This is a genomic window from Pseudomonas sp. P1_F7 (genome assembly GCF_056405655.1).
In genome coordinates this window covers 71,914-95,427 of record NZ_JBFUBR010000013.1, presented here as the reverse complement: position 1 = coordinate 95,427, position 23,514 = coordinate 71,914, and the positions used below count along the sequence as shown (strand labels likewise).

The 23,514-nt window shown below is 58.5% G+C and carries 24 protein-coding genes and 1 pseudogene; 8 read left to right on the top strand and 17 right to left on the bottom strand.

Annotated elements, in window-relative coordinates:
• Window positions 1-25: 25 nt before the first annotated feature.
• From AC1D1M_RS19930 to AC1D1M_RS19920, 3 genes are all read right to left on the bottom strand, one after another.
• Window positions 26-1,135: an ABC transporter ATP-binding protein gene (locus AC1D1M_RS19930; protein WP_477776946.1), complete on the bottom strand. Its 1,110-nt coding sequence runs from the start codon at window positions 1,133-1,135 to the stop codon at window positions 26-28.
• Window positions 1,132-2,052: an ornithine carbamoyltransferase gene (gene argF, locus AC1D1M_RS19925; RefSeq protein WP_477776945.1), complete on the bottom strand. Its 921-nt coding sequence runs from the start codon at window positions 2,050-2,052 to the stop codon at window positions 1,132-1,134. The genes AC1D1M_RS19930 and argF overlap by 4 nt, the downstream gene beginning before the upstream one ends.
• Before the next feature lie 306 nt (window positions 2,053-2,358).
• Complete coding sequence (locus AC1D1M_RS19920; RefSeq protein WP_477777079.1) at window positions 2,359-2,595, bottom strand: hypothetical protein; 237 nt, start codon at window positions 2,593-2,595, stop codon at window positions 2,359-2,361.
• 33 nt (window positions 2,596-2,628) lie between these two features.
• Here AC1D1M_RS19920 and AC1D1M_RS19915 point away from each other — a divergent pair, with 33 nt between their 5' ends.
• Together AC1D1M_RS19915 and grxD are read left to right on the top strand one after the other, a co-directional pair.
• Complete coding sequence (locus AC1D1M_RS19915; protein ID WP_477776944.1) at window positions 2,629-4,737, top strand: molybdopterin oxidoreductase family protein; 2,109 nt, start codon at window positions 2,629-2,631, stop codon at window positions 4,735-4,737.
• Window positions 4,738-4,834: 97 nt separating this feature from the next.
• Window positions 4,835-5,176, top strand: coding sequence for a Grx4 family monothiol glutaredoxin (grxD, locus tag AC1D1M_RS19910; RefSeq protein WP_007971318.1), 342 nt, complete (start codon window positions 4,835-4,837; stop codon window positions 5,174-5,176).
• Window positions 5,177-5,337: 161 nt separating this feature from the next.
• Here grxD and bfr read toward each other — a convergent pair whose 3' ends face one another.
• Both bfr and AC1D1M_RS19900 read right to left on the bottom strand, forming a co-directional pair.
• The gene (gene bfr / locus AC1D1M_RS19905) at window positions 5,338-5,811 is read right to left on the bottom strand and encodes a bacterioferritin (protein WP_477776943.1); all 474 of its coding nucleotides are present in this window, start codon (window positions 5,809-5,811) and stop codon (window positions 5,338-5,340) included.
• 198 nt (window positions 5,812-6,009) lie between these two features.
• Window positions 6,010-6,228 carry a bacterioferritin-associated ferredoxin gene (locus tag AC1D1M_RS19900; protein ID WP_008053520.1) on the bottom strand — a complete coding sequence of 73 codons (219 nt, stop codon included), beginning with the start codon at window positions 6,226-6,228 and terminating at the stop codon, window positions 6,010-6,012.
• A gap of 311 nt (window positions 6,229-6,539) precedes the next feature.
• On the opposite strand from AC1D1M_RS19900, the gene AC1D1M_RS19895 reads away from it, so the two are divergent.
• Window positions 6,540-7,142: a peroxiredoxin gene (locus AC1D1M_RS19895; protein ID WP_007971324.1), complete on the top strand. Its 603-nt coding sequence runs from the start codon at window positions 6,540-6,542 to the stop codon at window positions 7,140-7,142.
• A gap of 188 nt (window positions 7,143-7,330) precedes the next feature.
• On the opposite strand, the gene rnt is transcribed toward AC1D1M_RS19895, so the two are convergent.
• Both rnt and pyrC read right to left on the bottom strand, forming a co-directional pair.
• The gene (gene rnt / locus AC1D1M_RS19890; protein WP_477776942.1) at window positions 7,331-8,008 is read right to left on the bottom strand and encodes a ribonuclease T; all 678 of its coding nucleotides are present in this window, start codon (window positions 8,006-8,008) and stop codon (window positions 7,331-7,333) included.
• Window positions 8,005-9,051: a dihydroorotase gene (gene pyrC / locus AC1D1M_RS19885; RefSeq protein WP_477776941.1), complete on the bottom strand. Its 1,047-nt coding sequence runs from the start codon at window positions 9,049-9,051 to the stop codon at window positions 8,005-8,007. The genes rnt and pyrC overlap by 4 nt, the downstream gene beginning before the upstream one ends.
• Window positions 9,052-9,209: 158 nt before the next feature.
• Between pyrC and AC1D1M_RS19880 the strand changes: the two genes are divergently transcribed.
• On the top strand, window positions 9,210-10,115 hold the full coding sequence (locus AC1D1M_RS19880; RefSeq protein WP_477776940.1) for a flagellar protein MotY: 906 nt from the start codon (window positions 9,210-9,212) through the stop codon (window positions 10,113-10,115).
• A 129-nt stretch (window positions 10,116-10,244) separates the two neighbouring features.
• The gene (locus AC1D1M_RS19875) at window positions 10,245-11,462 is read left to right on the top strand and encodes an argininosuccinate synthase (protein WP_477776939.1); all 1,218 of its coding nucleotides are present in this window, start codon (window positions 10,245-10,247) and stop codon (window positions 11,460-11,462) included.
• Between the two features lie 144 nt (window positions 11,463-11,606).
• Here the strand turns inward: AC1D1M_RS19875 and AC1D1M_RS19870 are convergent, their stop codons facing one another.
• Complete coding sequence (locus AC1D1M_RS19870) at window positions 11,607-12,302, bottom strand: hypothetical protein (RefSeq protein WP_477776938.1); 696 nt, start codon at window positions 12,300-12,302, stop codon at window positions 11,607-11,609.
• A gap of 542 nt (window positions 12,303-12,844) precedes the next feature.
• Here AC1D1M_RS19870 and AC1D1M_RS19865 point away from each other — a divergent pair.
• Window positions 12,845-13,471, top strand: a complete 627-nt coding sequence (locus AC1D1M_RS19865; RefSeq protein ID WP_008053528.1) for a response regulator transcription factor — start codon at window positions 12,845-12,847, stop codon at window positions 13,469-13,471.
• Between the two features lie 80 nt (window positions 13,472-13,551).
• Here AC1D1M_RS19865 and AC1D1M_RS19860 read toward each other — a convergent pair whose 3' ends face one another.
• The 8 genes from AC1D1M_RS19860 to metG all read right to left on the bottom strand — a co-directional run bounded on the left by AC1D1M_RS19860 (window position 13,552) and on the right by metG (window position 20,530).
• Entirely contained in the window at window positions 13,552-13,731 is a 180-nt protein-coding gene (locus AC1D1M_RS19860) for a PA3496 family putative envelope integrity protein (RefSeq protein ID WP_223459949.1), read from the bottom strand.
• A gap of 106 nt (window positions 13,732-13,837) precedes the next feature.
• Window positions 13,838-14,476 (bottom strand): endonuclease III, encoded by a 639-nt coding sequence (nth, locus tag AC1D1M_RS19855; RefSeq protein WP_007972326.1) that lies wholly within the window; start codon window positions 14,474-14,476, stop codon window positions 13,838-13,840.
• 25 nt (window positions 14,477-14,501) lie between these two features.
• Window positions 14,502-15,086: an Rnf-Nqr domain containing protein gene (locus AC1D1M_RS19850; protein ID WP_477776937.1), complete on the bottom strand. Its 585-nt coding sequence runs from the start codon at window positions 15,084-15,086 to the stop codon at window positions 14,502-14,504.
• Window positions 15,079-15,690 carry an RnfABCDGE type electron transport complex subunit G gene (locus AC1D1M_RS19845; RefSeq protein WP_477776936.1) on the bottom strand — a complete coding sequence of 204 codons (612 nt, stop codon included), beginning with the start codon at window positions 15,688-15,690 and terminating at the stop codon, window positions 15,079-15,081. The genes AC1D1M_RS19850 and AC1D1M_RS19845 overlap by 8 nt, the downstream gene beginning before the upstream one ends.
• On the bottom strand, window positions 15,687-16,673 hold the full coding sequence (locus tag AC1D1M_RS19840) for an RnfABCDGE type electron transport complex subunit D (protein ID WP_477776935.1): 987 nt from the start codon (window positions 16,671-16,673) through the stop codon (window positions 15,687-15,689). The genes AC1D1M_RS19845 and AC1D1M_RS19840 overlap by 4 nt, the downstream gene beginning before the upstream one ends.
• Window positions 16,660-17,673 (bottom strand): electron transport complex subunit RsxB, encoded by a 1,014-nt coding sequence (gene rsxB, locus AC1D1M_RS19835; protein WP_477776934.1) that lies wholly within the window; start codon window positions 17,671-17,673, stop codon window positions 16,660-16,662. Before rsxB ends, AC1D1M_RS19840 begins: the two co-directional genes overlap by 14 nt.
• Window positions 17,670-18,239 carry an electron transport complex protein RnfA gene (locus tag AC1D1M_RS19830; RefSeq protein ID WP_477776933.1) on the bottom strand — a complete coding sequence of 190 codons (570 nt, stop codon included), beginning with the start codon at window positions 18,237-18,239 and terminating at the stop codon, window positions 17,670-17,672. The genes rsxB and AC1D1M_RS19830 overlap by 4 nt, the downstream gene beginning before the upstream one ends.
• Window positions 18,240-18,478: 239 nt before the next feature.
• Window positions 18,479-20,530 (bottom strand): methionine--tRNA ligase, encoded by a 2,052-nt coding sequence (gene metG, locus AC1D1M_RS19825; RefSeq protein ID WP_477776932.1) that lies wholly within the window; start codon window positions 20,528-20,530, stop codon window positions 18,479-18,481.
• 183 nt (window positions 20,531-20,713) lie between these two features.
• Between metG and apbC the strand changes: the two are divergent.
• Window positions 20,714-21,739: pseudogene (gene apbC / locus AC1D1M_RS19820) on the top strand (iron-sulfur cluster carrier protein ApbC); the annotation flags it as partial.
• Window positions 21,740-21,799: 60 nt separating this feature from the next.
• Here apbC and AC1D1M_RS19815 read toward each other — a convergent pair.
• Window positions 21,800-22,558 (bottom strand): SDR family oxidoreductase, encoded by a 759-nt coding sequence (locus AC1D1M_RS19815; protein WP_477776931.1) that lies wholly within the window; start codon window positions 22,556-22,558, stop codon window positions 21,800-21,802.
• Window positions 22,559-22,721: 163 nt separating this feature from the next.
• On the opposite strand from AC1D1M_RS19815, the gene AC1D1M_RS19810 reads away from it, so the two are divergent.
• Window positions 22,722-23,453, top strand: a complete 732-nt coding sequence (locus AC1D1M_RS19810; protein ID WP_477776930.1) for a HugZ family pyridoxamine 5'-phosphate oxidase — start codon at window positions 22,722-22,724, stop codon at window positions 23,451-23,453.
• Window positions 23,454-23,514: the final 61 nt, after the last annotated feature.

The following is a 23,514-nucleotide window of genomic DNA, read 5'->3' as shown; positions in this document are numbered from 1 at the left end:
CTCGCTCCCACAGGGATTGTGTTGTTCAGTTAGCGGTGCTGTAACGGCGGACACCTGATTCAACAGCAGGAATCTGCGCCGCGGTGCTGCCAGACGCCTGGAACAGCACCAGGTGTTCAGCCGCGACACGAATACCCACATCCGCCCCAACCTGACGATCGACATGGCTCGGGAAGATCGACTCCAGCTGTGCGCCTGTCGGCAGCTGCAAGCGATACAGGGTCGACGCACCCAGGAACGTCTTGCCGGCGATTCGCGCCTTCAATTCGCTGTCCGGTGCATAGACGATATCGTCCGGGCGCAGCAGCACGTCCACAGCGCCGCCTACCGGCCAGGTGTAGGCCCGATTGCCGCGCAATTCACCCAGCTCGGTTTGCACCGATTCCGGGCTGCTCAACTGACCGCGAATGAAGTAGCCCTGGCCGATGAAGCTGGCCACAAAGGGTGTCAGCGGTTCGTGATACAGGTTGTAGGGCGTATCCCATTGTTCCAGGCGACCTTCCTTGAACACACCAACGTGGTCGCTGACCGCGAAGGCTTCTTCCTGGTCGTGAGTCACCAGAATCGCGCTAGTGCCACGGGCCTTGAGGATGTCGCGTACTTCGTGGCTGAGCTTGCGGCGCAATTCGCCATCGAGGTTGGAGAACGGTTCGTCGAGCAGCAGCAGTTGCGGTTCCGGCGCCAGGGCGCGGGCCAGGGCGACACGTTGCTGCTGACCACCGGAAAGCTCGTGGGGGAAACGCTTGCCGAGGTTCTTCAGGTTGACCAGTTCCAGCAACTCTTCGGTGATGCGATCCTTTTGCGGATGCTTGCGAATGCCGAAGGCGATGTTGTCGGCCACGCTCAAATGCGGAAACAGCGCGTAGTCCTGGAACACCATGCCGATGCGACGCTTCTCCGGCGCAAGGGTGAAACCGGCGCTGGAGATGGTTTCGCCAGCCAGCTGGATTTCGCCTTCGTGTACCGGTTCGAAACCGGCAATCGCCCGCAACGTTGTGGTTTTACCGCAACCCGAGGAGCCCAGCAGGCAACCGATGTCGCCCGCGTTCAGGTGCAGGTTGAGGTTCTGGACGACACGTTGATCCTGATAGCCGCAGGCGAGGTTGCGCAGGTTTAGCAGTAATGGCTGGCTCATGCGTGGTGGTACGAAGGCGGAACGAGGAATTCGAGCAGGGCCTTTTGCGCGTGTAGACGGTTTTCGGCTTGATCCCAGGCCACAGAGCGCGGGTCGTCGAGCAGGTCGACGCTGATTTCTTCGCCGCGGTGCGCTGGCAGGCAATGCATGAACAGTACGTCTTCAGCGGCCAGGTCGAGCAGGGCGCGGTTGACCTGGTACGGTGCGAACAGCTTCAGGCGCTTGGCGGTTTCTTCTTCCTGGCCCATGGAGGTCCAGACGTCGGTGCTCACCAGATGTGCACCGCGCACGGCATCTTTCGGGTCGCGAACGATGGTGACCCGGTCGCCGGCCTTGGCCACGAACTCAGGATTGGGCTCGTAGCCTTCCGGGCAGGCAACGCGCAACTGGAAGTCGAACTGGATCGCCGCTTCTATATAGCTGTTGCACATGTTGTTGCCGTCGCCGATCCAGGCCACAGTCTTGCCCTGGATGGAGCCGCGGTGTTCGAGGAAGGTCTGCATATCCGCCAGCAACTGGCACGGGTGCAGGTCATCGGACAGGCCGTTGATCACCGGTACACGGGAGTTGGCGGCGAATTCGGTCAGGTTGCTGTGGGCAAAGGTACGGATCATCACCGCGTCGAGCATGCTCGACATGACGATGGCGCAGTCGCCGATCGGCTCGCCACGGCCCAGCTGGGTGTCACGGGGCGACAGGAAGATCGCCTGGCCGCCGAGCTGGATCATGCCGGCCTCGAAGGAGATCCGGGTGCGGGTCGAGGATTTCTCGAAAATCATCCCCAGGACGCGGTTTTTCAGAGGCTCGAACAGTACGCCGCGGTTACGCAGGTCCTTGAGCTCAACGCCTCGACGGATCACGCTGACCAGCTCTTCGGGCGTGCAATCCATCAGGGAGAGAAAGTGCCTTGCGCTCATCATTGACTACCTTTTTGCTACAAACCGCAGATGCTCAAAGCCTTGTTTAACGGAACAACGGGCGAGACCTGCGGCGTAAGCCGCACGGGGCGACGAAATAGGGGAAGGCGCGATCTTATAATTAAATGTCGCGTCTTACCAATAGGGCTACAGTTTTTAGGGAGTTTCAGAGGTGCTACGGGTTCACCGAGGTAGCGCTTTTGAAGCCTGTTTCCTGATAGCAGCGGTTCATTTGTACACCGGCCTCTCGGGGCTTGGCAATCCGGCGGGGCGGCAATGGTGCGCTGACAGTCGGTTTCTGACCTGTCATTCATCAGCACCGGGCTCGACGAACACTGGCGCCTGATCGGCGAACTGACCGGCGTGCATGGCCCCTACGGACCGATTGAAACCCTTCAGGAAATCCAGTTGCAGGCGCCCGCCCAGTCTGCCTTCGAACTGAGCTCTTGCGGCTATCGGCTGGCCTGATAACCCTCGATTCACAAGACGAACGTCGCTGGCGTGGTGGCGGGTCTGGCGCCATAGTTTTGTTTCCGTGGCCAATGTTGCCCGCCCATAACAAGACAGAGACTGGCCATGACCAAGACTCTCCATCACCGTGCTTGCCATTTGTGCGAAGCCATCTGTGGCCTGACCATCGAAACCACCGAAGTCGAAGGCGGTAATGTCCAGATCACATCGATCAAGGGTGACCCCCAGGATACGTTCAGCCGTGGGCACATCTGTCCCAAGGCCGTGGCCCTGCAGGACATTCAGAACGATCCGGATCGCCTGCATCAGCCGATGCAGCGGGTGGGCAATGAATGGCTGCCCATCGAGTGGGAAGCGGCATTCAATCTGGTCGCCGAACGCCTCGCCGCCATTCAGGAGCGTCACGGGCAAAACGCCGTGGCGGTCTATCAAGGCAACCCGAGCGTGCACAATTACGGGCTGATGACCCATAGCAACTACTTCCTCGGCCTGTTGAAAACCCGCAACCGGTTTTCCGCCACCTCGGTCGATCAATTACCCCATCACCTGACCAGTCATTTGATGTACGGCCACGGTTTGTTGCTGCCAATACCGGACATCGATCACACCGATTTCATGCTGATCCTGGGCGGCAACCCACTGGCTTCGAACGGCAGCATCATGACCGTGCCGGATGTGGAAAAACGCTTGAAGGCGATACAGGCCCGGGGTGGCAAAGTGGTGGTGGTCGACCCTCGTCGTAGTGAAACGGCGGCGATAGCCGATCAGCATCTGTTCGTGCGCCCGGGCGGTGATGCGGCGCTATTGTTCGGCCTGCTCAATACCTTGTTCGCTGAAGGTCTGCCCCGAGACAGCCATCTGCCGGTGGACGGCCTGGAAGACGTGCGGGAGGCCGTCGCGCCGTTCACCGCCGAGGCCATGAGCCCGTTGTGCGCCGTACCGGCGGAACAGATCCGCCAGCTGGCGCGGGACTTCGCTGCGGCGCCGAGTGCAGTCTGCTATGGACGCATGGGCGTCTCGACCCAGGCCTTCGGCACGTTGTGCCACTGGGTGGTGCAGTTGATCAATCTGGTCACCGGCAACCTCGATCGCGTAGGTGGTGCCTTGTGTACTGAGCCGGCGGTGGATCTGGTGGCGACGACTTCGGGCGGGCATTTCAATCTGTGGCAGAGCCGGGTTTCCGGGCGCCCGGAATACGCCGGAGAACTGCCGGTGTCGGCGCTGGCTGAAGAGATGCTTACCGAAGGGGAAGGGCAGGTGCGGGCGCTGATCACGGTGGCGGGCAATCCGGTGCTGTCCACGCCCAATGGCCGAAAGCTAGAGCAGGCGCTGGACGGGCTGGAGTTCATGGTTAGTATCGACCTGTACATCAATGAAACCACGCGTTACGCCGACCTGATCCTGCCGTCCACATCGGCACTGGAAAACGACCATTACGACACCACGTTCAACCTGTTCGCGGTGCGTAACGTCAGTCGCTTCAATCGCGCAATCCTCGCCAAACCCAAGGGTGCGCTGCACGACTGGGAGATCTTCGTCGGGCTGGCCAGGGCATTTGCCGCCAGGACCGGCAAAGAGTTGAAGCCCACCATCACCCCGGCGCAAATGATCGATCGCGGCCTGCGCATGGGGATGTACGGCGACACGTCAGAGCACAAGCTGTCGCTGGCAACATTGTTCGATCATCCCCATGGTGTTGATCTGGGCGCGCTCAAGCCTAACCTGGCACCGCGCCTGAAGACTGCCAATCAACGCATCCAGGCAGCTCCGGCCGAGATTCTCGCTGACCTGGCGCGCTTCGCAGCCTTGCAGGCACCGGCCGCCGACGAGTTGTTGATGATTGGCCGCCGGCATGTACGCAGCAACAACTCATGGATGCATAACTATCATCGGTTGGTGAAGGGTAAGCCGCGTCACCAGTTGCTGATGCATCCGGACGATCTGGCCAGTCGCGGGCTCAGTGACGGGCAGCGCGTTCGGGTCAGCTCGCGGGTGGGTGTGATCGAAGTCGAAGTGCTTGGCAGTCTGGACATGATGAAAGGCGTGGTCAGCCTGCCTCACGGCTGGGGCCATGCGCGGCCGGGCGTGCAAATGTCGATTGCCAGCAATCAGCCAGGCTCCAGCGCCAACGACCTGACCGACGAATGCCAGATCGACGAACTGTCGGGAAATGCCGCACTCAATGGCGTGCCGGTGACCGTGGCGGCCGCTTGAATCAGTCTGACGGAGAGACCGAGCAGGGCGCTCGGCTTTCCGTTACAATGCGCCACCGTGCCGACCCATGAGTCGGAAAGTTCAGCCGAGGTGCTCCATGGATATCATCGAAACGATTAAAGAGCAGATTGCCAACAACACCATTCTGCTTTACATGAAAGGCTCGCCGAATGCCCCGCAGTGCGGCTTCTCCGCGAAAGCTGCACAGGCCGTGATGGCTTGTGGCGAAAAGTTTGCGTACGTGGACATCCTGCAGAACCCGGAAATCCGCGCCAACCTGCCAAAATACGCCAACTGGCCAACCTTCCCACAACTGTGGGTTGCCGGTGAGCTGGTCGGCGGTAGCGACATCATGACTGAAATGGCTGCTGACGGTTCGCTGCAGAGCCTGATCAAGGACGCCGCCGCCAAGGCCGCCGCTCCAAAGACTGAAGCCTGATTCGTTTGGCTCCCCTGTAGGAGCTGCCGGAGGCTGCGATCTTTTGATCTTCAGCAATAAAAAGCCCCGCTACTCGAAAGAGTGCGGGGCTTTTTATCAGGTTCGAAAAGTTACTGCATAGTTGCCGCTGCAATCGCCAGGATCGCAGCCTGCGGCAGCTCCTACTCTTCGCCCATCTGCGATTGCAGGTAGTTCTCGATACCGATTTTGTCGATCAGGCTCAACTGGGTTTCCAGCCAGTCGATATGTTCTTCTTCGGATTCGAGGATATCTTCAAGCAGCTCACGGCTACCGAAGTCGCCGACTGTTTCGCAATGAGCGATAGCCACTTTGAGATCCGCGTGACCGGTGCGTTCGATACGCAGGTCGCACTCCAGCATTTCCTTGGTGTGCTCGCCGATGTGCAGCTTGCCCAGGTCCTGGACGTTTGGCAGGCCTTCAAGGAACAGAATGCGCTTGATCAGCTTGTCCGCATGCTTCATCTCGTCGATGGATTCGTGGTACTCGTGCTTGCCGAGCTTGTTCAGGCCCCAATCTTCATACATGCGTGCGTGCAGGAAGTATTGATTGATCGCGACCAGCTCATTGGCGAGGATCTTGTTGAGATGCTGGATGACTGTAACGTCGCCTTTCATGATGGGGTCCTGCCCTGTAATAGCTGTCAATAGAGCAGAGTTTGAGCCGCGTATTTAAGGGTGTCAAACCTAAGTTATTGAAACTTAAATGAAAATTAATCGGAATAAGAATGTTTGTGTTCCGCGTCTAGAGCATAACTAGTTGATTTTGAGGCATAAAAAAACCGGACATATGTCCGGTTCTTTGAAATTCGATATTTAAGCTGCTGTAAATTCTGCTGGAAAAGGAATTGCAGCCTGGGCCGTTTGCAGTTTGGTCAGGGTCTCGCGGACCACTTCCTTGGCGAGGCAGGCACATTTGCCGCATTGACTGGCAACGCCGGTAGCCACACGGACTTCCTTGTAGCTGCAGCATCCTTCATAGATCGCATCGCGGATTTGACCGTCGGTGACGCCAGTGCAGAGGCAAACATACATAAGGAAGGTCCGTCGCTGATTGTGACTCAATTGCGATGGATCTTAATGTTAACGAGAATGATTGTCAAAGTGGTTTCAGGGCGCTTTTCGCCATAAGCGGGTATGGCTGACGAACGGTCGCCCTCGCAAATCGGTGATACAAAACCATCGGGGATTTCATCCTACGGGGAAAAAACAGCTAAGCCAGCTCAAACACGCGGTGTATGATGGCCGGTCTTTTGCGACCGGGGATCGTGTCACAGGGCTGTCGCCTCAGGGTGGCAGGCTGGTGCGAACCCTGTTTCTCACGCTATTACACCAGGAGATATCCAATGAGCGTACTCGTAGGCAAGCAAGCCCCTGACTTCACCGTACCGGCCGTACTCGGCAATGGCGAGATCGTTGACAGCTTCACCCTGTCTTCGGCGATCAAAGGCAAATACGGCCTGGTGTTCTTCTACCCACTGGACTTCACCTTCGTTTGCCCGTCCGAGCTGATCGCTCTGGACAACCGCATGTCCGAGTTCAAGGCGCGCAACGTTGAAGTGGTCGCCGTGTCGATCGACTCGCACTTCACCCACAACGCCTGGCGCAACACCCCGGTCAACAATGGCGGTATCGGCGAAGTTCGCTACACCATGGCTGCCGACATCAAGCAGGAAATCATGAAGGCCTACGACGTTCAGTCCGCTGACGGCGTGGCTTTCCGTGGTGCGTTCCTGATCGACGACAAAGGCGTTGTCCGCTCGCAGATCATCAACGACCTGCCGCTGGGCCGTAACATGGAAGAGCTGCTGCGTCTGGTCGACGCTCTGCAATTCCACGAAGAGCACGGCGAAGTCTGCCCTGCCAACTGGAAGAAAGGCGACAAAGGCATGAACGCTTCGCCAGAAGGCGTTGCGGCCTACCTGACCGAGCACGCTGCCGCTCTGTAAGGCGCACGCTCCAGCTATAAAAAGCAGGTACAAAAAAACCGGCCATCGAGGCCGGTTTTTTTATGGACGTTTTTTGTGTTCTCTGTAGGAGCGAGCTTGCTCGCGATGGACTTGAGAACGCCGCTGGGTGTCAGGCTCCCCGCGTTATCGTTCACGACCATCGCGAGCAAGCTCGCTCCTACAACACATCAATCGTTGAAGTCTTCCCAGCCGCCCATCTGTTTCCAGCGATTGACGATGCCGCAGAACAGCTCTGCCGTCTTCTCGGTGTCATAGCGAGCCGAGTGAGCCTCACGACCGTCGAAGTCGATGTCCGCTGCCTGGCAGGCTTTGGCCAGCACGGTTTGACCGTAAGCCAGGCCAGCCAGCGTTGCGGTGTCGAAACTGGAGAACGGATGGAACGGATTGCGCTTCATGTCCAGGCGCGTAACCGCCGCATTCAGGAAGCCCAGGTCGAAGCTGCTGTTGTGCCCGACCAGGATCGCCCGTTTGCAGCCATTGGCCTTGAGGGCCTTGCGCACGCCGCGGAAGATATCGTTCAGGGCAGACTCTTCACTCACGGCCATGCGCAGAGGGTGATCGAGCTTGATCCCGGTGAATTCCAGGGCAGCCGCTTCGATGTTCGCGCCTTCGAACGGCTCGACACGGAAGAAGTAGGTGTGATCCGGGTAGACAAAACCCTTTTCATCCATGGCGATGGTGGTCGCGGCGATCTCCAGAAGGGCATCGGTGGCCGAGTTGAAGCCACCGGTTTCTACATCGACGACAACCGGCAGGTAACCACGGAACCTTGCCGCCATTGGATGACGAGGGCCGCCTCCGCCGCCGTTGCCTTCCAGTTCGTCGTCGAAATGGTCTTCACTCACGCGTGTTCCTCCAGCAGGCGCCAGCGCAGTTTTTCACCGGCGCGCAGCGGGATAACGGTCAGCTCGCCAAATGGCAGGCTGGTAGGGGCGGTCCATTCTTCGCGGACCAGGGTGATGCGATCGGTGTTGGCCGGCAGACCATAGAACCGAGGGCCGTTGAGGCTGGCGAAGGCTTCGAGCTTGTCCAGCGCATTGCGCTGTTCGAAGGCTTCGGCGTACATCTCGATGGCAGCAAAGGCGGTGTAGCAACCGGCGCAGCCGCAGGCCGCTTCCTTGGCGTGCTGGGCGTGGGGGGCCGAGTCGGTGCCGAGGAAGAACTTCTCGCTGCCGCTGGTGGCGGCGTCGAGCAGGGCTTCCTGGTGGGTATTGCGCTTGAGGATCGGCAGGCAATAGAAGTGCGGCCGAATCCCGCCCACCAGCATGTGGTTACGGTTGTACAGCAGGTGATGCGCGGTGATGGTCGCGCCGACGTTGGCCGAAGCCGAGTTGACGAACTGCACGGCGTCAGTGGTGGTGATGTGTTCGAAGACCACTTTGAGGGTCGGGAAACGCTCGACCACACGACGCATGTGCTCGTCGATGAAGATTTTTTCGCGGTCAAACACGTCGACATCACCACGGGTGACTTCACCGTGAACCAGCAACGGCATCCCGACTTCGGCCATGGCCTCGAGTGCAGGGAAAATCTTGTCGATGCTGGTGACGCCAGAGTCCGAGTTGGTGGTCGCGCCGGCCGGGTACAGCTTGGCGGCGTGAATGAATCCGCTGGCCTTGGCCTCGCGAATTTCTTCAGGCTGGGTGCGGTCGGTCAGGTACAGGACCATCAGTGGCTCGAACAGGCTGCCGGCCGGGCGGGCAGCGAGAATCCGCTGACGATAGCCGTCGGCTTCGGTCGCGTTGCGCACTGGTGGAACCAGGTTGGGCATGATGATGGCGCGACCAAAGGTGCGCGCGACATCCGCGACGGTATTGGTCAACACGGCACCATCGCGAAGATGAATGTGCCAGTCGTCGGGACGCAGCAGGGTCAGGCGGTCGGACATGAGGGGATTCCAGGCGGGTCAAACTAAGGGAATGCTACCGGAAAAGACACTTGCAGGCACTCGCTATCAAGTTTTGCAGGAAGCTTCCGATATCCAACAGGTATGCCGTAAACATGCGTGTGTCGGTCTTTTTGTTGTAGAAGCCAGTGGAGCCTCCCGTGCGCCAGCGTTATTTAGCCTTGCTCAGTGTGTTTGCCAGCCTTCCCGCGATGGCGCTCACTTTTCAGACCCGTCTGGAGAGCATTGAGTGGACGGTCGAGGGTGACAAGTTCGAATGCCGCCTGACTCAGCCGATTACCGACTTCGGTTCGGGTGAGTTCGTACGTCGTGCCGGCGAGCAGGCGACGTTTCGTCTGAAAACCTACAACCCGATGATTGGCGGTGGCTCGGCGACGCTGCTGGCCGCTGCCGCGCCGTGGCAACCGGGACGTGACGATATCAACCTGGGCACGGTGAGAATCGGCAGTGGCAATGTTTTGTTCAACAGCTCACAGGTTCAGGCCGGGCGCCTGATCAGCGGTCTGATGGACGGTCGCAGCCCGGTCGTTCGACATTCCTCGGGGGATGGGCGGGTGTCGGAAGTACGCTTGTTGCCGGTCAGGTTCACCAAAGCATTTGCCGACTACCAGGGTTGCGTGGCGAAACTGTTGCCACAGAATTTCGAGCAGGTGAAGCAATCCGAAATCGCCTTCCCCGGCGGCGGAATCGAACTCGACAGCGCCGCGAAGGCCAAGCTGCAGGTGATGCTGGAGTACATGAAGGCCGATCCGACGGTCAATCACATCGAGCTCGACGGTCACTCCGACAACAGCGGCAACCGCCTGACCAACCGCGACCTGTCGCGGCGCCGAGCCCTGGCAGTGATGGAGTTCTTCAAGGCCAACGGCATCCAGGAGTCGCAAATCACCGTGCGTTTCCATGGCGAACGTTATCCGTTGGCGCCTAATACCAACAACGCCAACCGCGCGAAGAACCGACGGGTAGCGGTACGCCTGGAGCGGGGAGCGCCTGTGGAACAAGTCGCCCCGCAAGCGACGAAGGCGGCCACTTCGGCCACTTCCTGACCCGGCTGTAATCGTCGCGCCTTCGACAGAATCTGTCGCTTCGTCGTCATAAGCTGTCGCGCCCCTGTAAATTATCCTGCATGAGCGGTAGACTTGACGGCTTTCCGTAGAACCCCGTGGAGTGATGGCATGGCGGACGTAAACAAGGTCGTTCTGGCGTATTCCGGCGGCCTGGACACTTCGGTGATCCTCAAGTGGCTGCAGGATACTTATAACTGTGAAGTGGTGACCTTCACCGCTGACCTGGGTCAGGGCGAAGAGGTCGAACCTGCACGCGCCAAGGCTCAGGCCATGGGCGTCAAAGAGATCTACATCGACGACTTGCGCGAAGAGTTCGTGCGCGATTTCGTTTTCCCGATGTTCCGCGCCAACACCGTTTACGAAGGCGAGTACCTGCTGGGTACTTCCATCGCTCGTCCGCTGATCGCCAAGCGCCTGATCGAAATCGCCAACGAAACCGGCGCTGACGCCATTTCCCATGGCGCCACCGGCAAGGGTAACGACCAGGTTCGTTTCGAACTTGGTGCCTACGCCTTGAAGCCTGGTGTGAAAGTGATTGCCCCTTGGCGCGAATGGGACCTGCTGTCCCGTGAAAAGCTGATGGATTACGCCGATAAGCACGCGATCCCGATCGAACGCCACGGCAAGAAGAAATCCCCGTACTCCATGGATGCCAACCTGCTGCACATCTCCTATGAAGGCGGCGTGCTGGAAGACACCTGGACCGAGCACGAAGAAGACATGTGGCGCTGGACCGTTTCCCCGGAAAACGCTCCAGACAAGCCGCAGTATCTGGAACTGACCTACCGCAACGGCGACATCGTCGCGCTGGACGGCGTCGATATGACTCCGGCCACCGTGCTGGCGACCCTGAACCGTATCGGTGGCGAACACGGTATCGGCCGTCTCGACATCGTCGAGAACCGCTACGTGGGCATGAAGTCCCGTGGCTGCTACGAAACTCCTGGCGGCACCATCATGCTGCGTGCCCACCGTGCGATCGAATCGATCACCCTGGACCGCGAAGTGGCTCACCTCAAAGACGAGCTGATGCCCAAGTACGCCAGCCTGATCTACACCGGCTACTGGTGGAGCCCTGAGCGTCTGATGCTGCAACAGATGATCGATGCGTCCCAGGTCAACGTGAACGGCGTTGTGCGCCTGAAACTGTACAAGGGCAATGTGATCGTTACAGGCCGCAAGTCCGACGACTCGCTGTTCGACGCCAACATTGCGACCTTCGAAGAAGATGGCGGCGCGTACAACCAGGCGGATGCAGCGGGCTTCATCAAGCTCAACGCCTTGCGCATGCGCATTGCGGCGAACAAAGGCCGGAAGCTGTTCTGAGACCTTTGAGATCGTGATGGATGCCTGATCTCGTCCAGGACGAGGTCAGGCACCTGAAAAAGGGGGATGACGCCAGTTACTACGTTGTCGGGTGTTTTCGTTTCCGCTGACGGTTTCCTGTTTTTCTCCTTCCAATGGTCTGTTCTACGTGTTGTTTGCCGGTTGTCCGGCTTGATCAACGACCGACAACCTGTGCGAGTCCAGATTGTAGGCAACATAAAAGGCGGCACAGCGCTTCCTGGTCTGCTTTGAATATTTAAGTGCACTGGCTTTCAGTAAAGTCTCCGAAACGGCACAAGTGACAAACAGAATCACGTACGCCATCTTTTCCCGTGGCCGCTGGATTTTTTCCAGCAGCGCTCCAAACTCGACCTCCTTGCTCATCCAGCGTGCATCCACGATGTACAGGTCTTTTATAAGTTCCGGTAGCTGAAGCTGATGCTGAACAAAGACGGTGGTTTGCAGACCAATCTCTGTTGGCGGGTCCTGTGCGCCGCAGGGCGTCCGAGCTGACTTCCGGTCATGCGTTGGCGTCTCCAGAGCGGAATTCCCAGACGACTTCCCGGACGCTTTTTTTTCCGGCCGCCCGGCATCATCCATGACTTTCATGAAGTGTTTTCCCTTTTCAAAGTCGGAAGGTGCATAAAGTGATTTGTAGTTGAAGTTGAGTGTCGCGAAAAAAAGCAAAAGCAAGTAAAACGGAAAGCTGATCAGAAACCAGACATAGAGTTCTCTTTCCTCTTGGTCAAGGAAAGGTAGAGAAACGGCTGCCGAAGTTTCAGAGAGTGCTGCGAATATCGCGATAATTGTCATCGGGTTGGTGATTCGTTTTTTTATCATATTCTGTGCTCATGCTGGATTGTCTTTTTTCGAATGATTATGAGATTGGTTTGATGTGCTAATTATTGTAGTGATTTTTATTTCTTGTTGGTTTTTATAGGTGTTTTTGTTTTGTTGTGTTGCTCTTCGGTTTTTTGAATGTTGGGTGTGTTTTAATGATTGCTCAAAAAATATTATTTGCTGTAAGAGTAATTGGATGCTTGATGTGTGATATTTCTGGTATGAATGTTGAGTGCGAAAATATTAGTTACGTTTTAACGAAGGGGTAAAGGCTTATGTTTGTCAGGGTGCAACCATTCAGGCTGGCTCTCGGAAAATTTTGGTCGTAAATCGATAGAGGCGAGTGCTGGAAAGTGCGACACACTGACGCTGATACAGTTTTCAACTCATTCCGTTCGAGGGATTTTTGTAGGAGGAATCCGTGTTGTTTGTAGGGGATGTCTCTTGGTGTGGGTGTCCGGAAGGGGCGACATGCCATGGGCGAAACGACTAGGCTATTGTGCGGGCTCTAAAAATTCGAACAGCGAAAATTGGACTTGCCCATGAATAAAGTGCTGATCGTGGATGATCACCCCGTCATTCGTCTTGCGGTACGTATGCTAATGGAGCGTCATGGCTACGAAGTTATTGCAGAAACCGATAATGGTGTGGATGCACTGCAACTGGCCCGTGAACTTATGCCGGATATTGTCATTCTGGATATCGGGATTCCGAAGCTGGACGGGTTGGAAGTCATCGCGCGTTTGTCTTCGACCTCAATGCCGATGAAAGTTCTGATTCTGACTTCCCAGGCGCCGGGGCATTTTTCGATGCGTTGCATGCAATCTGGTGCGGCCGGTTATGTCTGCAAACAACAAGACCTGACGGAATTGCTCAGTGCAATAAAGGCTGTGTTGTCAGGCTACAGTTATTTTCCTAATCAAGCCTTGCATACCGTGCGTTGCAGTTTGGGGAACGCCAGTGAGGCCGATATGGTTGATCGATTGTCGGGGCGGGAAATGATGGTCCTGCAACAGTTGGCCCGAGGAAAGACCAATAAAGAGATTGCCGATGGAATGTTTCTCAGCAATAAAACAGTCAGTACTTACAAGACCCGCCTGTTGCTCAAACTGAATGCGCGGTCTCTGGTCGATCTGATCGAGCTGGCACAACGCAATGGTCTGGTGTGATGAGGTAACTGTGCGACAAGGGGCGTCTACCGGAGTATGGCACTTAGAAAAAAGCCTCCGTTTCGGGAGGCTTTCAGGTGTCATAAGTCAAAATCGTAATCGGCCAATTGCTTTTGCAGTCGGCGCTCCTCCAGCAGATTGTCGATGGTGCGGCGTTTGCTCAGATTAGTTTTCGCTGCTTCAACCACCGGCTCGGCGTCATCGGTTTCGGCGGTGGTGAAGTCGTCTTCTACGTCCAATTGCTCTTTGCCAGTACTCATTTAGTTACTCCAGGCTAAGAAGGCCTTTGGCGCTCCTTATATCGACAATCTCCCGGCGGGTAAAAAAGATTTTTTCAATCGACAATTCAATAAACCTAATAGCGCCTCAATCGTCGGAGGTTTTGTGCTTGTATTCGCACAAGTCCTCGATCCGGCAGCTTCCGCATCGCGGCTTGCGGGCCAGGCAAACATAGCGGCCGTGAAGGATCAGCCAGTGATGGGAGTCGAGCAGGTACTCCCTGGGCACGAATTTCATCAGCTTTTTCTCGACTTCCACCACATTCTTGCCGGGAGCAATGCCAGTCCGGTTGCTGACTCTGAAAATATGCGTGTCGACGGCCATGGTCAGCTGACGGAATGCCGTATTGAGTACCACATTGGCGGTTTTGCGGCCGACGCCGGGCAGTGCTTCCAGCTCTTCGCGGGTTTGTGGCACTTCACCGGCGTGACGCTCGACCAGCAAGCGGCAGGTTTCGATCACGTTTTTCGCTTTGCTGTTGTACAGACCGATGGTCTTGATGTACTCCGACAGTCCTTCGACACCCAGGGCATGGATCGCTGCCGGGGTATTGGCGACCGGGAACAGCTTGGCAGTGGCTTTGTTGACGCCGACATCGGTCGACTGCGCCGAGAGAATCACGGCAATCAGCAATTCGAACGGTGAGGAATAGGCCAGCTCGGTCTTTGGTTCCGGGTTGTCCTCGTGCAGTCTGCGGAAAATTTCCAGACGTTTTGCGGCATTCATGGGCAGTACGTTTCCTCGAAGGCAATCAATGTGTGGGCGTGGGGCGCCAGGCCTGCCAGGCGGCGATCAGCAGTCCGAGCAGAATGAACCCGCCGGGGACCAATGTGGCCAGGCGCAGACCGCCATCGGCCACCAGCACCCAGCCTTGCCAGTCAGTTTGCGTTGCGCCGATCAGCCACGCCAGGTGATTTCCGAGTGTCCCGTTGCCGATGAGTTCACGCAGCAGGCCCAGCACGATCATCAGCGTGGCAAACAGGCCATTGAATCGTAGCTGTTGATGCCAGCTGTTCTGAAAGAACCCGGTGTGTTCCAGTACGACGCATTGCAAGGCGATCAAGGCGCCATAAAACCCAAGATGCTGCTGCCATTGCAGCGACCAGGCCTGTGCCATGAGTTCCGCGCAACTGGTGAGCGTGGTCGCCAACAGGACGCTGGCCAGCAAGCGGGTCGCCGGGACCAGTCGGGACCGCAGGGCGCCCATGGCCAGACTGAACAACTGGGTCACCACCATGAACATCAGGCACAGGCCAAGTGCGGCCATCAGCGAGTGGGTGGCGCCGATCAGCGGCGTCAGCATCAAGGCGTTGCGCAGATTCGATGAATTATCCATGGGCAGGGATTCCGAGCAGTTGTTGCCGGTGTTCATCGAAGTAGCGCAAGGCATCGTGGACGGCATTGATCACCGCTCTCGAGGTGATGGTTGCGCCTGCGATCTGATCGAACTGTCCCTGATCCTTTTTCAGCGCCCAGCCGCTGTCACCGGGTTCTGTTCGAGACTTGCCGGAAAAAACCTGGAGCCAGGTATTGGGCCAGTCGGCGATCCGTGCCCCCAGTCCTGGTGTTTCCGACTGTTTGAGGGTTTTGACGCCCAGCAACCTGCCGTTGGCGTCGACAGCGATCAACAGGTCGATGGCACCGGCGTAGCCAAGGGTTTGACTGCGCAGCAACACCGCGACGGGTTGATCGGCCCGGGTCACCAGATAACCACCCAGCAAGGTGCTGTTGGTCAGTGCGGCTGCTTCAATCGTTATGGGGTGTTCGAGTGGTTGATTGTCGTAGCTGTCCGGCGCAATCAGGTCCAGCAGGTTACGGCTGTCGATCAGGCGCTGTTCGGCTGCAATGCGCGGCGCGCTGCCGAGCTGCACGAAGTACGTCACGCCAAGGCCCAGTGCGGCCAACAGCACCACAAACGCGATGCTTGATGTCCGGCTCATGGCGCCTCCGGCTGTTGCCTGGCCGCCACGAACCGCTCCAGCGCCGGCACGCAAAGGTTCATCAACAGCACGGCGAAGGCGATGCCGTCCGGGTAGCCACTCCAGGTACGAATCAGATAAGTCAGAAGCCCCACGCCGACGCCGAACATTAATTTTGCGCCAGGGCTTCTGGCGCCGGACACCGGTTCGGTGATGATGAAGAATGCCCCCAGCATGGTCGCACCGCTCAGCAGATGAAACAGCGGCGAACCGTGGGAGTCGGAGCCCGACCCGTTCCAGCACAGCAGGCTGATGATGAACAGGCTGGCCAGCATGCCCACCGGGGCATGCCAACTGATCACCCTTCGTTGCAGGAGAAACATTCCACCCGCCAAAAAGGCCAGGTTCAGCCATTCCACCCCCCGGCCGCCAAAGTGGCCGAATGCCGGGTTACCGGCAAACAGTTCATCCATGGTCAGGCTTTTGTTGATCCGCAGACTGTCCAGTGCGGTGGCCTGCACCCACGCATCCGGCATATGTCCGATGCCGAACACGTGCTGCAAGCTGCTCGGCAGATCCATGCCATGGGGCGATGGCCAAAGGGTCATTGGTTGTGGAAAGGTCACCAGCACCAGAGCAAAACCGAGCATCGCCGGGTTGAAGGGGTTCGAGCCGACGCCGCCATACAAGTGCTTGCCGAAAATCATCGCAAAAGCGGCAGCACTGAGGGTCAGCCACCATGGGCAGTAAGGCGGCAGCGCCAGAGCCAGCAATGTGGCACTGACCAGCGCGCTGCCGTCACTCAGGGTTGGTCGCAGCGGCCGCTTGCGTAATTGCACGATGGCGGCTTCGACGGCCAACGCGGCAGCGGCCGCCAGAACCAGATTGATCAACACGCCCCAGCCGTACAGCCAGAACGCCACCAGCATTCCCGGCAGCGTGGCCAACAGCACCAGTTTCATCGCCTGTTGCAGGCGATCATCAACCGCTTCAAGGGCTGGCATGAGCGTCCACCTGGCGTTCGGCTTCGCCGAGTGCGCGCTCCAGGGCTTCGATTTGTTCTGCCGGTGCTTCGTTGGCCTGAGCCTTCTTCAGTTCGGCACGGCGCATGGCCAGCTGGATCTTGGCCCGTTTCAGATCGGCATCATTTGACGACGCAGCTGCGACCGTCGGTGCAGGGGCAGGTTGGGCGACGCTTTCCAGTTGCGTCAGGTTTTGTTCGGCGGCTTCGAACTGTTGTTGCAGGACGATCAGCTGCGATTGCTGCTCGAAGGTCGGCGGATGCCCAAAGGCCTTCAGCGATTTGAGCAGCTGCGCCCGACTCATCGCCACATCGATCTTGGCCTTTTTCAGCGCGGCATCGGCATTGGCGGTTTTCTGTGCGCGGACGCGTTCGAGGGCCGCCTGCACCGGGTCGGCTGTCGTCTCGGCAGGTTGCGCGGCTCGCTGCCTTGCCTGGCGCTCGGCGATTTTCTGTTGCTCCTCACGCTGCAAGCGGGCATTGCGTTGTTCGAAGCGGCGCCGAGCGTGATCGCGCTTGAGGGTGCGGGCCTGCCGCGCCTGCGGTGTAAGGGCGAGGCCCCCGACAACGGGCAGTACCGTGTCCGGCGGCAGTGGGCGCATTTCGATGCAGTCCACCGGGCACGGTGCCACGCAGAGGTCGCAACCGGTGCACTCATCGATGATCACCGTGTGCATCAGTTTGGCTGCGCCGACGATGGCATCGACCGGGCAGGCCTGAATGCACTTGGTGCAACCAATGCACTCGGCCTCGCGGATATAGGCGATCTGCGCAGGTGCCGAGCCACGGCTGACATCCAGCTCCAGCACCGGCACCTTCAGCAGTTCGGCCAGGGCCGCGATGGTTTCGTTGCCGCCGGGCGGGCACTTGTTGATTGGCTCACCGCTGGCGATGCCTTCGGCGTACGGCTTGCACCCGGGGTGGCCGCACTTGCCGCATTGGGTTTGCGGCAAGAGTGCGTCGATGAGTTGAATCAGACTCATGTTTTGATCAGTCCGCTGAATCCGAGAAAAGCCACTGCGATCAGGCCGGCACCAATCAGGTCGATCGGCAAGCCGCGAAAGGGCAGGGGAACATCGTTGTCGGCCGTGCGTTCACGCAAATCAGTGAACAGGCTCAACACCAGCCAGAAGCCCAGCCCTGCACCGAGGCTCAAGGCTGTGGCGTGAAAGAAACCTTTGTCTTCCTGAGCATTGAGCAAGACCACGCCGAGCACGCCGGCATTGCCCAGCAGCAACGGCCAGAGGCCTTCGAACGGCAGTGTTGAAAACACCCGTGCCAGCCACTTCAGCAGTGGGCTGATCAGCAGTACGCTCAATGGCAGAAACACAAACAGACGCAGCGGTGTCAATTGAAGCGGCACCAGCAGCCATTGATAGAGCGCGTAGCCGAGCATGCCCACGACCAGCATCAGGCAGGTCGTTGCAATACCCAAGGCATGGACCTGGCGGCGCTGACCGGCCAACAACGGATCGACGGCCAACGGCCAGTGCAACACGATGTTGTTGATCAGGGCGGCGCTGATAAGCGTAAGCAGGATCTCGGTCATTGTTCGTGCCGGCAGGAACGGTAGTTTTTGTAGGAGCGAGCTTGCTCGCGATGGACTCAAGAGCGCCGCGTCAACCTGTGGGCACGCATTATCGTTAACGACCATCGCGAGCAAGCTCGCTCCTACAGGAGATGGTCTGAAAAGCTTAGGCATTATCCGGCAAGGCGGGAGGGTGGGCCAGACATGAAAATCCCACAGTCGCGTCAGGCACGACTGTGGGATCGGTTCAGTGCAGAAATTTACTTGATGCGCTGACCTGGCTTGGCGCCGCTGTCAGGGCTGAGCAGGTAGATTTCTTCACCGCCAGGGCCGGCCGCCATCACCATGCCTTCGGAAATACCGAACTTCATTTTCCGTGGCTTGAGGTTGGCGATCATCATGGTAAGGCGACCATCGAGCTTGGACGGATCCGGGTAAGCACTCTTGATCCCGGAGAACACGTTGCGTTGCTCGTCACCGATGTCGAGGGTCAGGCGCAACAGCTTGTCGGCGCCTTCCACGTGTTCGGCTTTGACGATCAGCGCGACACGCAAATCGACTGCCGCGAAGGTGTCGAACTCGATTTCCGGCGACAGAGGATCCTTGGCCAGTTCGCCATTGCCGGCAGGTGCGGCTTCGCCGGTGTCGGTCTGGCTGGCGGTCAGGTCTTCCTTCGAGGCGTCGGTCATGGCTTGCACCTTGACCGGGTCGATTCGGGTCATCAACGGCTTGAACTCGTTCAGCTGGTGATTGCGGAGCAAGGTCGCGTGGTCGTTCCAGGTCAGCGGAGCGACGTTGAGGAACGCCTCGGCGTCGGCGGCCAGCAGCGGTAGCACCGGCTTGAGGAAGATCACCAACTGGCGGAACAGGTTGACGCCTGTGGCGCAGATGGCCTGGACTTCGTCCTGCTTGCCTTCCTGTTTGTTCAGCGACCACGGCGCCTTGTCGGCGATCCAGGCGTTGGCGCGGTCGGCCAGGCCCATGATCTCGCGCATGGCGCGGGCAAAGTCGCGGGCTTCATAGGCGTCAGCGATGCTCGGCGCGGCGGCCAGGAAGGCTTCGGTCAGTTCAGGCGCGGCGTTGGTGTCGACCATCACGCCGGCATTGCCCTTGTTGATGAAGCCGGCACAACGGCTGGCGATGTTGACGACCTTGCCCACCAGGTCGGAGTTGACCTTCTGCACGAAGTCTTCGAGGTTAAGGTCCAGGTCGTCGACGCCACGGCCCAGCTTGGCCGCGTAGTAGTAACGCAGGTATTCCGGCGACAGGTGGTCCAGGTAGGTCCGGGCCTTGATGAAGGTGCCGCGGGACTTGGACATCTTCTGGCCGTTGACGGTCAGGTAGCCGTGCACGTTGATGCCGGTTGGCTTGCGGTAGCCCGCGCCTTCGAGCATGGCTGGCCAGAACAGGGCGTGGAAGTTGACGATGTCCTTGCCGATGAAGTGGTACAGCTCGGCGGTGGAGTCCTTGCCCCAGAACGCGTCGAAGTCCAGCTCCGGCGTACGGTTGCACAGGTTTTTGAAGCTCGCCATGTAGCCGATCGGCGCATCCAGCCACACGTAGAAGTACTTGCCCGGCTCGTCGGGAATCTCGAATCCGAAATACGGCGCATCGCGGGAGATGTCCCACTGTTGCAGGCCGGCATCCAGCCATTCGGCGATCTTGTTCGCCACAGCGTCTTGCAGGGTGCCGCTGCGGGTCCAGGTTTGCAGCATTTGCTGGAAGTCTGGCAGCTTGAAGAAGAAGTGCTGGGAATCCTTGAGCACCGGGGTGGCGCCGGAAATCGCCGACTTCGGATCCTTCAGGTCGGTCGGTGCGTAGGTCGCGCCGCATTTTTCGCAGTTGTCGCCGTACTGGTCTTCGGTGCCGCATTTCGGGCAGGTGCCCTTGATGAAGCGGTCGGCCAGGAACATTTTCTTTTCCGGGTCGAAATACTGGGTGATCGAGCGCGTGGCGATGTGCCCGGCATCACGCAGCTTCAGGTAGATCTGGCTCGACAGCTCACGGTTTTCTTCGGCGTGAGTGGAGTGGAAGTTGTCGAAGTCCACCAGGAACTCGGCAAAGTCGGCGCTGTGTTCAGCCTGGACGTTGGCGATCAGTTGTTCCGGGGTGATGCCTTCCTTTTCCGCGCGCAGCATGATGGCCGAACCGTGGGCGTCGTCGGCGCAGACATAGATGCATTGATTGCCGCGGTGCTTCTGGAAGCGCACCCACATATCGGTCTGGATGTACTCCAGCATATGGCCAAGGTGGATCGAACCATTGGCATAGGGCAGGGCGCTGGTGACGAGGATCTTGCGTGGCTCGGACATGGGGCTCGGCTACTTGATGAAACGGAGGTCGGCCACTATAAAGCGCCGACGCATATTTTTCACCCTGTGAGCCTGTTTCATTGGATGAGTAACGGGTCGATGCAATTTTTTGAGCATCCCGTCTTACCCTCAGAACAGGTACGATACCCGTTATCTTTTCCAGTCCTGTTTTCGGAGTTGCCCATGAGCGCCGTCAATCGCGCAGCGGTGGAAGCCGTCCTTCGCCAATACACCGACCCTTACCTGAACCAGGACCCGGTCAGCGCCGGGTGCGTGCGCAACATCGAGATCCAGGGCGAGCGCGTCAGCGTTCAGCTAGAACTGGGCTACGCCGCCGGGCTGTTCAAGAGTGGCTGGGCGCAGATGCTGGAAATGGCCATTCAGGGCCTGGATGGCGTGGCAAGTGCCAAGGTCGAAATCACCAGTGTGATCGCTGCGCACAAGGCTCAGGCGCAGATTCCGGGCCTGGCGAACGTGAAAAACGTGGTGGCCGTGGCGTCCGGCAAGGGCGGCGTGGGCAAATCCACCACGGCGGCCAACCTGGCCCTGGCCCTGGCCCGCGAAGGCGCCAAGGTCGGGATTCTCGATGCAGACATCTACGGCCCGAGCCAGGGCATCATGTTCGGCATTCCCGAGCGCACCCGCCCCGAGGTCAAGGATCAGAAATGGTTCGTTCCGCTCAAGTCCCATGGCGTCGAAGTGATGTCCATGGCCTTCCTCACCGATGACAACACGCCGATGGTCTGGCGTGGTCCGATGGTTTCCGGCGCCTTGCTGCAACTGGTGACCCAAACCGCGTGGGGCGATCTGGACTACCTGGTCATCGACATGCCGCCAGGCACCGGTGACATCCAGCTGACCCTGGCGCAGAAAGTGCCGGTGGCCGGTGCAGTCATCGTTACCACCCCGCAGGACCTGGCATTGCTGGACGCGCGCAAGGGCGTGGAAATGTTCCGCAAGGTCAACATTCCGGTGCTGGGCGTAGTGGAAAACATGGCCGTGCACATCTGCTCCAATTGCGGACATGCCGAGCATCTGTTCGGTGAGGGCGGGGGCGTGAAGCTGGCCAACCAGTATGGTGTCGAGTTGCTGGCCTCGTTGCCGCTGTCGATGGTCATCCGCGAACAGGCCGATGGCGGCAAGCCAACGGTGATCGCCGAGCCTGACAGCCAGATTGCGATGGTTTACCAGGAACACATTCAACAGATAAGTTGACTGAACCACCGCTATCGCGAGCAAGCTCGCTCCCACATTTGTTTTGTAGTGGCCTTAGATGCGCAACCCGCCATCCATTTCCAGAATCCGGCCGGTGTAGTAGTCGTTCTCGAAGATGTAAGCCGCCGAATGGGCGATCTCTTCCGGCTTGCCCATGCGCTTGAGCGGAATCCCGGCGGTCATTTTTTCCAGCGCTTCAGGCTTCATGCCCAGGGTCATTTCAGTTTCGATGAAGCCTGGTGCAATGCCGGCGACGCGAATGCCGTAGCGCGCCAGTTCCTTGGCCCAGGTCACGGTCGCCGCCGCGACACCGGCTTTGGCCGCCGAGTAGTTGGTCTGACCGACGTTGCCGGCACGGGAAATCGACGAGATATTGATGATCGCGCCGCTGTTCTTCAGCTCGACCATCTTCGCCGCGACTTCACGGGTGCACAGGAACACGCCGGTCAGGTTGACGTCGATGACCGCTTGCCACTGGGCCAGGCTCATCTTGGTCATTTCGCCATCCTTGACCTTGAGCAGCAGGCCATCGCGCAGGATCCCGGCGTTGTTGATCAGGCCATGGATCGCACCGAAGTCTTCAGCGACCTGGGCAACCATGTGGATCACTTGCTCTTCGTTGGCCACGTTGCACAGGTAGGCGCGGGCCTCGACACCTTGGGCCTTGCAGGCCGCGACGGCATCGTCGAGTTTTTCCTGGTTCAGGTCCACCAGCGCGAGTTTCGCGCCAAGGCCTGCGAAATACTCGGCCATGGAGCGGCCTAAACCCTGGCAACCGCCAGTGATAATGATTACTTTGTCAGTGAGTTGCATTCGCATGCCCCGGTAGCAGGTCTGAGTGGTTTCCTTGTAGAGAGCCTCTCGATCTGCGCCTGACGTGGCCCGGCTGCACATGAGAACTGCCCCGATGGCGTGCTGGGACTTTCACCAGCAGCTCGTCCGTTTTTCTGACGGATTCTATTTAAGGAGTCATAAATTGAGCGTTGAAGCGGCTAAGCATGCACGAGAATTGCTCCTCAAGGAATACCGTGGGGTGCTCTCGACGCACTCCAAATCAATGCCCGGTTTTCCGTTCGGCTCCGTGGTTCCGTACTGCCTGGACGAGCTGGGCCGGCCGCTGATCCTCATCAGCCGCATCGCCCAGCACACTCATAATCTGCAAAAAGACCCGAAGTGCTCGCTCTTTGTCGGCGAACGTGGCGCCGAAGATGTTCAAGCCGTTGGTCGACTGACTTACCTGGCTGAGGCACAGCAGCTCGAAGACGAAATAGCCATTGAAGCCGCCTCCGAGCGTTACTACCGCTACTTCCCGGAGTCGCAGGGTTATCACCAGGCCCACGATTTCGATTTCTGGGTGCTCAAGCCTGTACGTCACCGTTACATCGGCGGTTTTGGCGCGATTCACTGGGTCAACGACCTGACCCTGGCCAACCCGTTCGCCGGCAAGGCCGAAGTGAGCATGGTCGAGCACATGAACGCCGATCACGCCAAGGCCATCGCCCATTACGTCGATCTGGCCGGACTGCCGAAAAACGTACCGGCGCAAATGGCTGGTATCGACAGCGAAGGCATGCACCTGCGCATCGGCCAGAGCCTGTACTGGTTGCCGTTTCAAGCGCCTTGTAATACGCCGACACAAGTCCGCGAAGCCTTGGTTTCTCTGGCGCACGCCGAGCATTGGCCGAAAAATGAAGTGGCCGACGCTTGAATTCACGAAACGGCGACGTCATCTAAGGTGAACTGGCAAGGCATTCTTGCGTTGAGGAACC

What these genes read in the sequence shown, in the direction of transcription:
- AC1D1M_RS19865 (WP_008053528.1), top strand. Translation starts at nt 12,845, where the DNA reads ATGAATAAAGTGCTGATCGTGGATGATCACCCCGTCATTCGTCTTGCG.
- AC1D1M_RS19895 (WP_007971324.1), top strand. Translation starts at nt 6,540, where the DNA reads ATGAGCGTACTCGTAGGCAAGCAAGCCCCTGACTTCACCGTACCGGCC.
- AC1D1M_RS19830 (WP_477776933.1), bottom strand. Translation starts at nt 18,239, where the DNA reads ATGACCGAGATCCTGCTTACGCTTATCAGCGCCGCCCTGATCAACAAC.
- metG (WP_477776932.1), bottom strand. Translation starts at nt 20,530, where the DNA reads ATGTCCGAGCCACGCAAGATCCTCGTCACCAGCGCCCTGCCCTATGCC.
- argF (WP_477776945.1), bottom strand. Translation starts at nt 2,052, where the DNA reads ATGAGCGCAAGGCACTTTCTCTCCCTGATGGATTGCACGCCCGAAGAG.
- AC1D1M_RS19860 (WP_223459949.1), bottom strand. Translation starts at nt 13,731, where the DNA reads ATGAGTACTGGCAAAGAGCAATTGGACGTAGAAGACGACTTCACCACC.
- AC1D1M_RS19930 (WP_477776946.1), bottom strand. Translation starts at nt 1,135, where the DNA reads ATGAGCCAGCCATTACTGCTAAACCTGCGCAACCTCGCCTGCGGCTAT.
- pyrC (WP_477776941.1), bottom strand. Translation starts at nt 9,051, where the DNA reads ATGTCCGACCGCCTGACCCTGCTGCGTCCCGACGACTGGCACATTCAT.
- AC1D1M_RS19845 (WP_477776936.1), bottom strand. Translation starts at nt 15,690, where the DNA reads ATGAGCCGGACATCAAGCATCGCGTTTGTGGTGCTGTTGGCCGCACTG.
- AC1D1M_RS19815 (WP_477776931.1), bottom strand. Translation starts at nt 22,558, where the DNA reads ATGCAACTCACTGACAAAGTAATCATTATCACTGGCGGTTGCCAGGGT.
- AC1D1M_RS19840 (WP_477776935.1), bottom strand. Translation starts at nt 16,673, where the DNA reads ATGCCAGCCCTTGAAGCGGTTGATGATCGCCTGCAACAGGCGATGAAA.
- AC1D1M_RS19875 (WP_477776939.1), top strand. Translation starts at nt 10,245, where the DNA reads ATGGCGGACGTAAACAAGGTCGTTCTGGCGTATTCCGGCGGCCTGGAC.
- grxD (WP_007971318.1), top strand. Translation starts at nt 4,835, where the DNA reads ATGGATATCATCGAAACGATTAAAGAGCAGATTGCCAACAACACCATT.
- AC1D1M_RS19900 (WP_008053520.1), bottom strand. Translation starts at nt 6,228, where the DNA reads ATGTATGTTTGCCTCTGCACTGGCGTCACCGACGGTCAAATCCGCGAT.
- AC1D1M_RS19915 (WP_477776944.1), top strand. Translation starts at nt 2,629, where the DNA reads ATGACCAAGACTCTCCATCACCGTGCTTGCCATTTGTGCGAAGCCATC.
- AC1D1M_RS19850 (WP_477776937.1), bottom strand. Translation starts at nt 15,086, where the DNA reads ATGGATAATTCATCGAATCTGCGCAACGCCTTGATGCTGACGCCGCTG.
- nth (WP_007972326.1), bottom strand. Translation starts at nt 14,476, where the DNA reads ATGAATGCCGCAAAACGTCTGGAAATTTTCCGCAGACTGCACGAGGAC.
- rsxB (WP_477776934.1), bottom strand. Translation starts at nt 17,673, where the DNA reads ATGAGTCTGATTCAACTCATCGACGCACTCTTGCCGCAAACCCAATGC.
- bfr (WP_477776943.1), bottom strand. Translation starts at nt 5,811, where the DNA reads ATGAAAGGCGACGTTACAGTCATCCAGCATCTCAACAAGATCCTCGCC.
- AC1D1M_RS19870 (WP_477776938.1), bottom strand. Translation starts at nt 12,302, where the DNA reads ATGATAAAAAAACGAATCACCAACCCGATGACAATTATCGCGATATTC.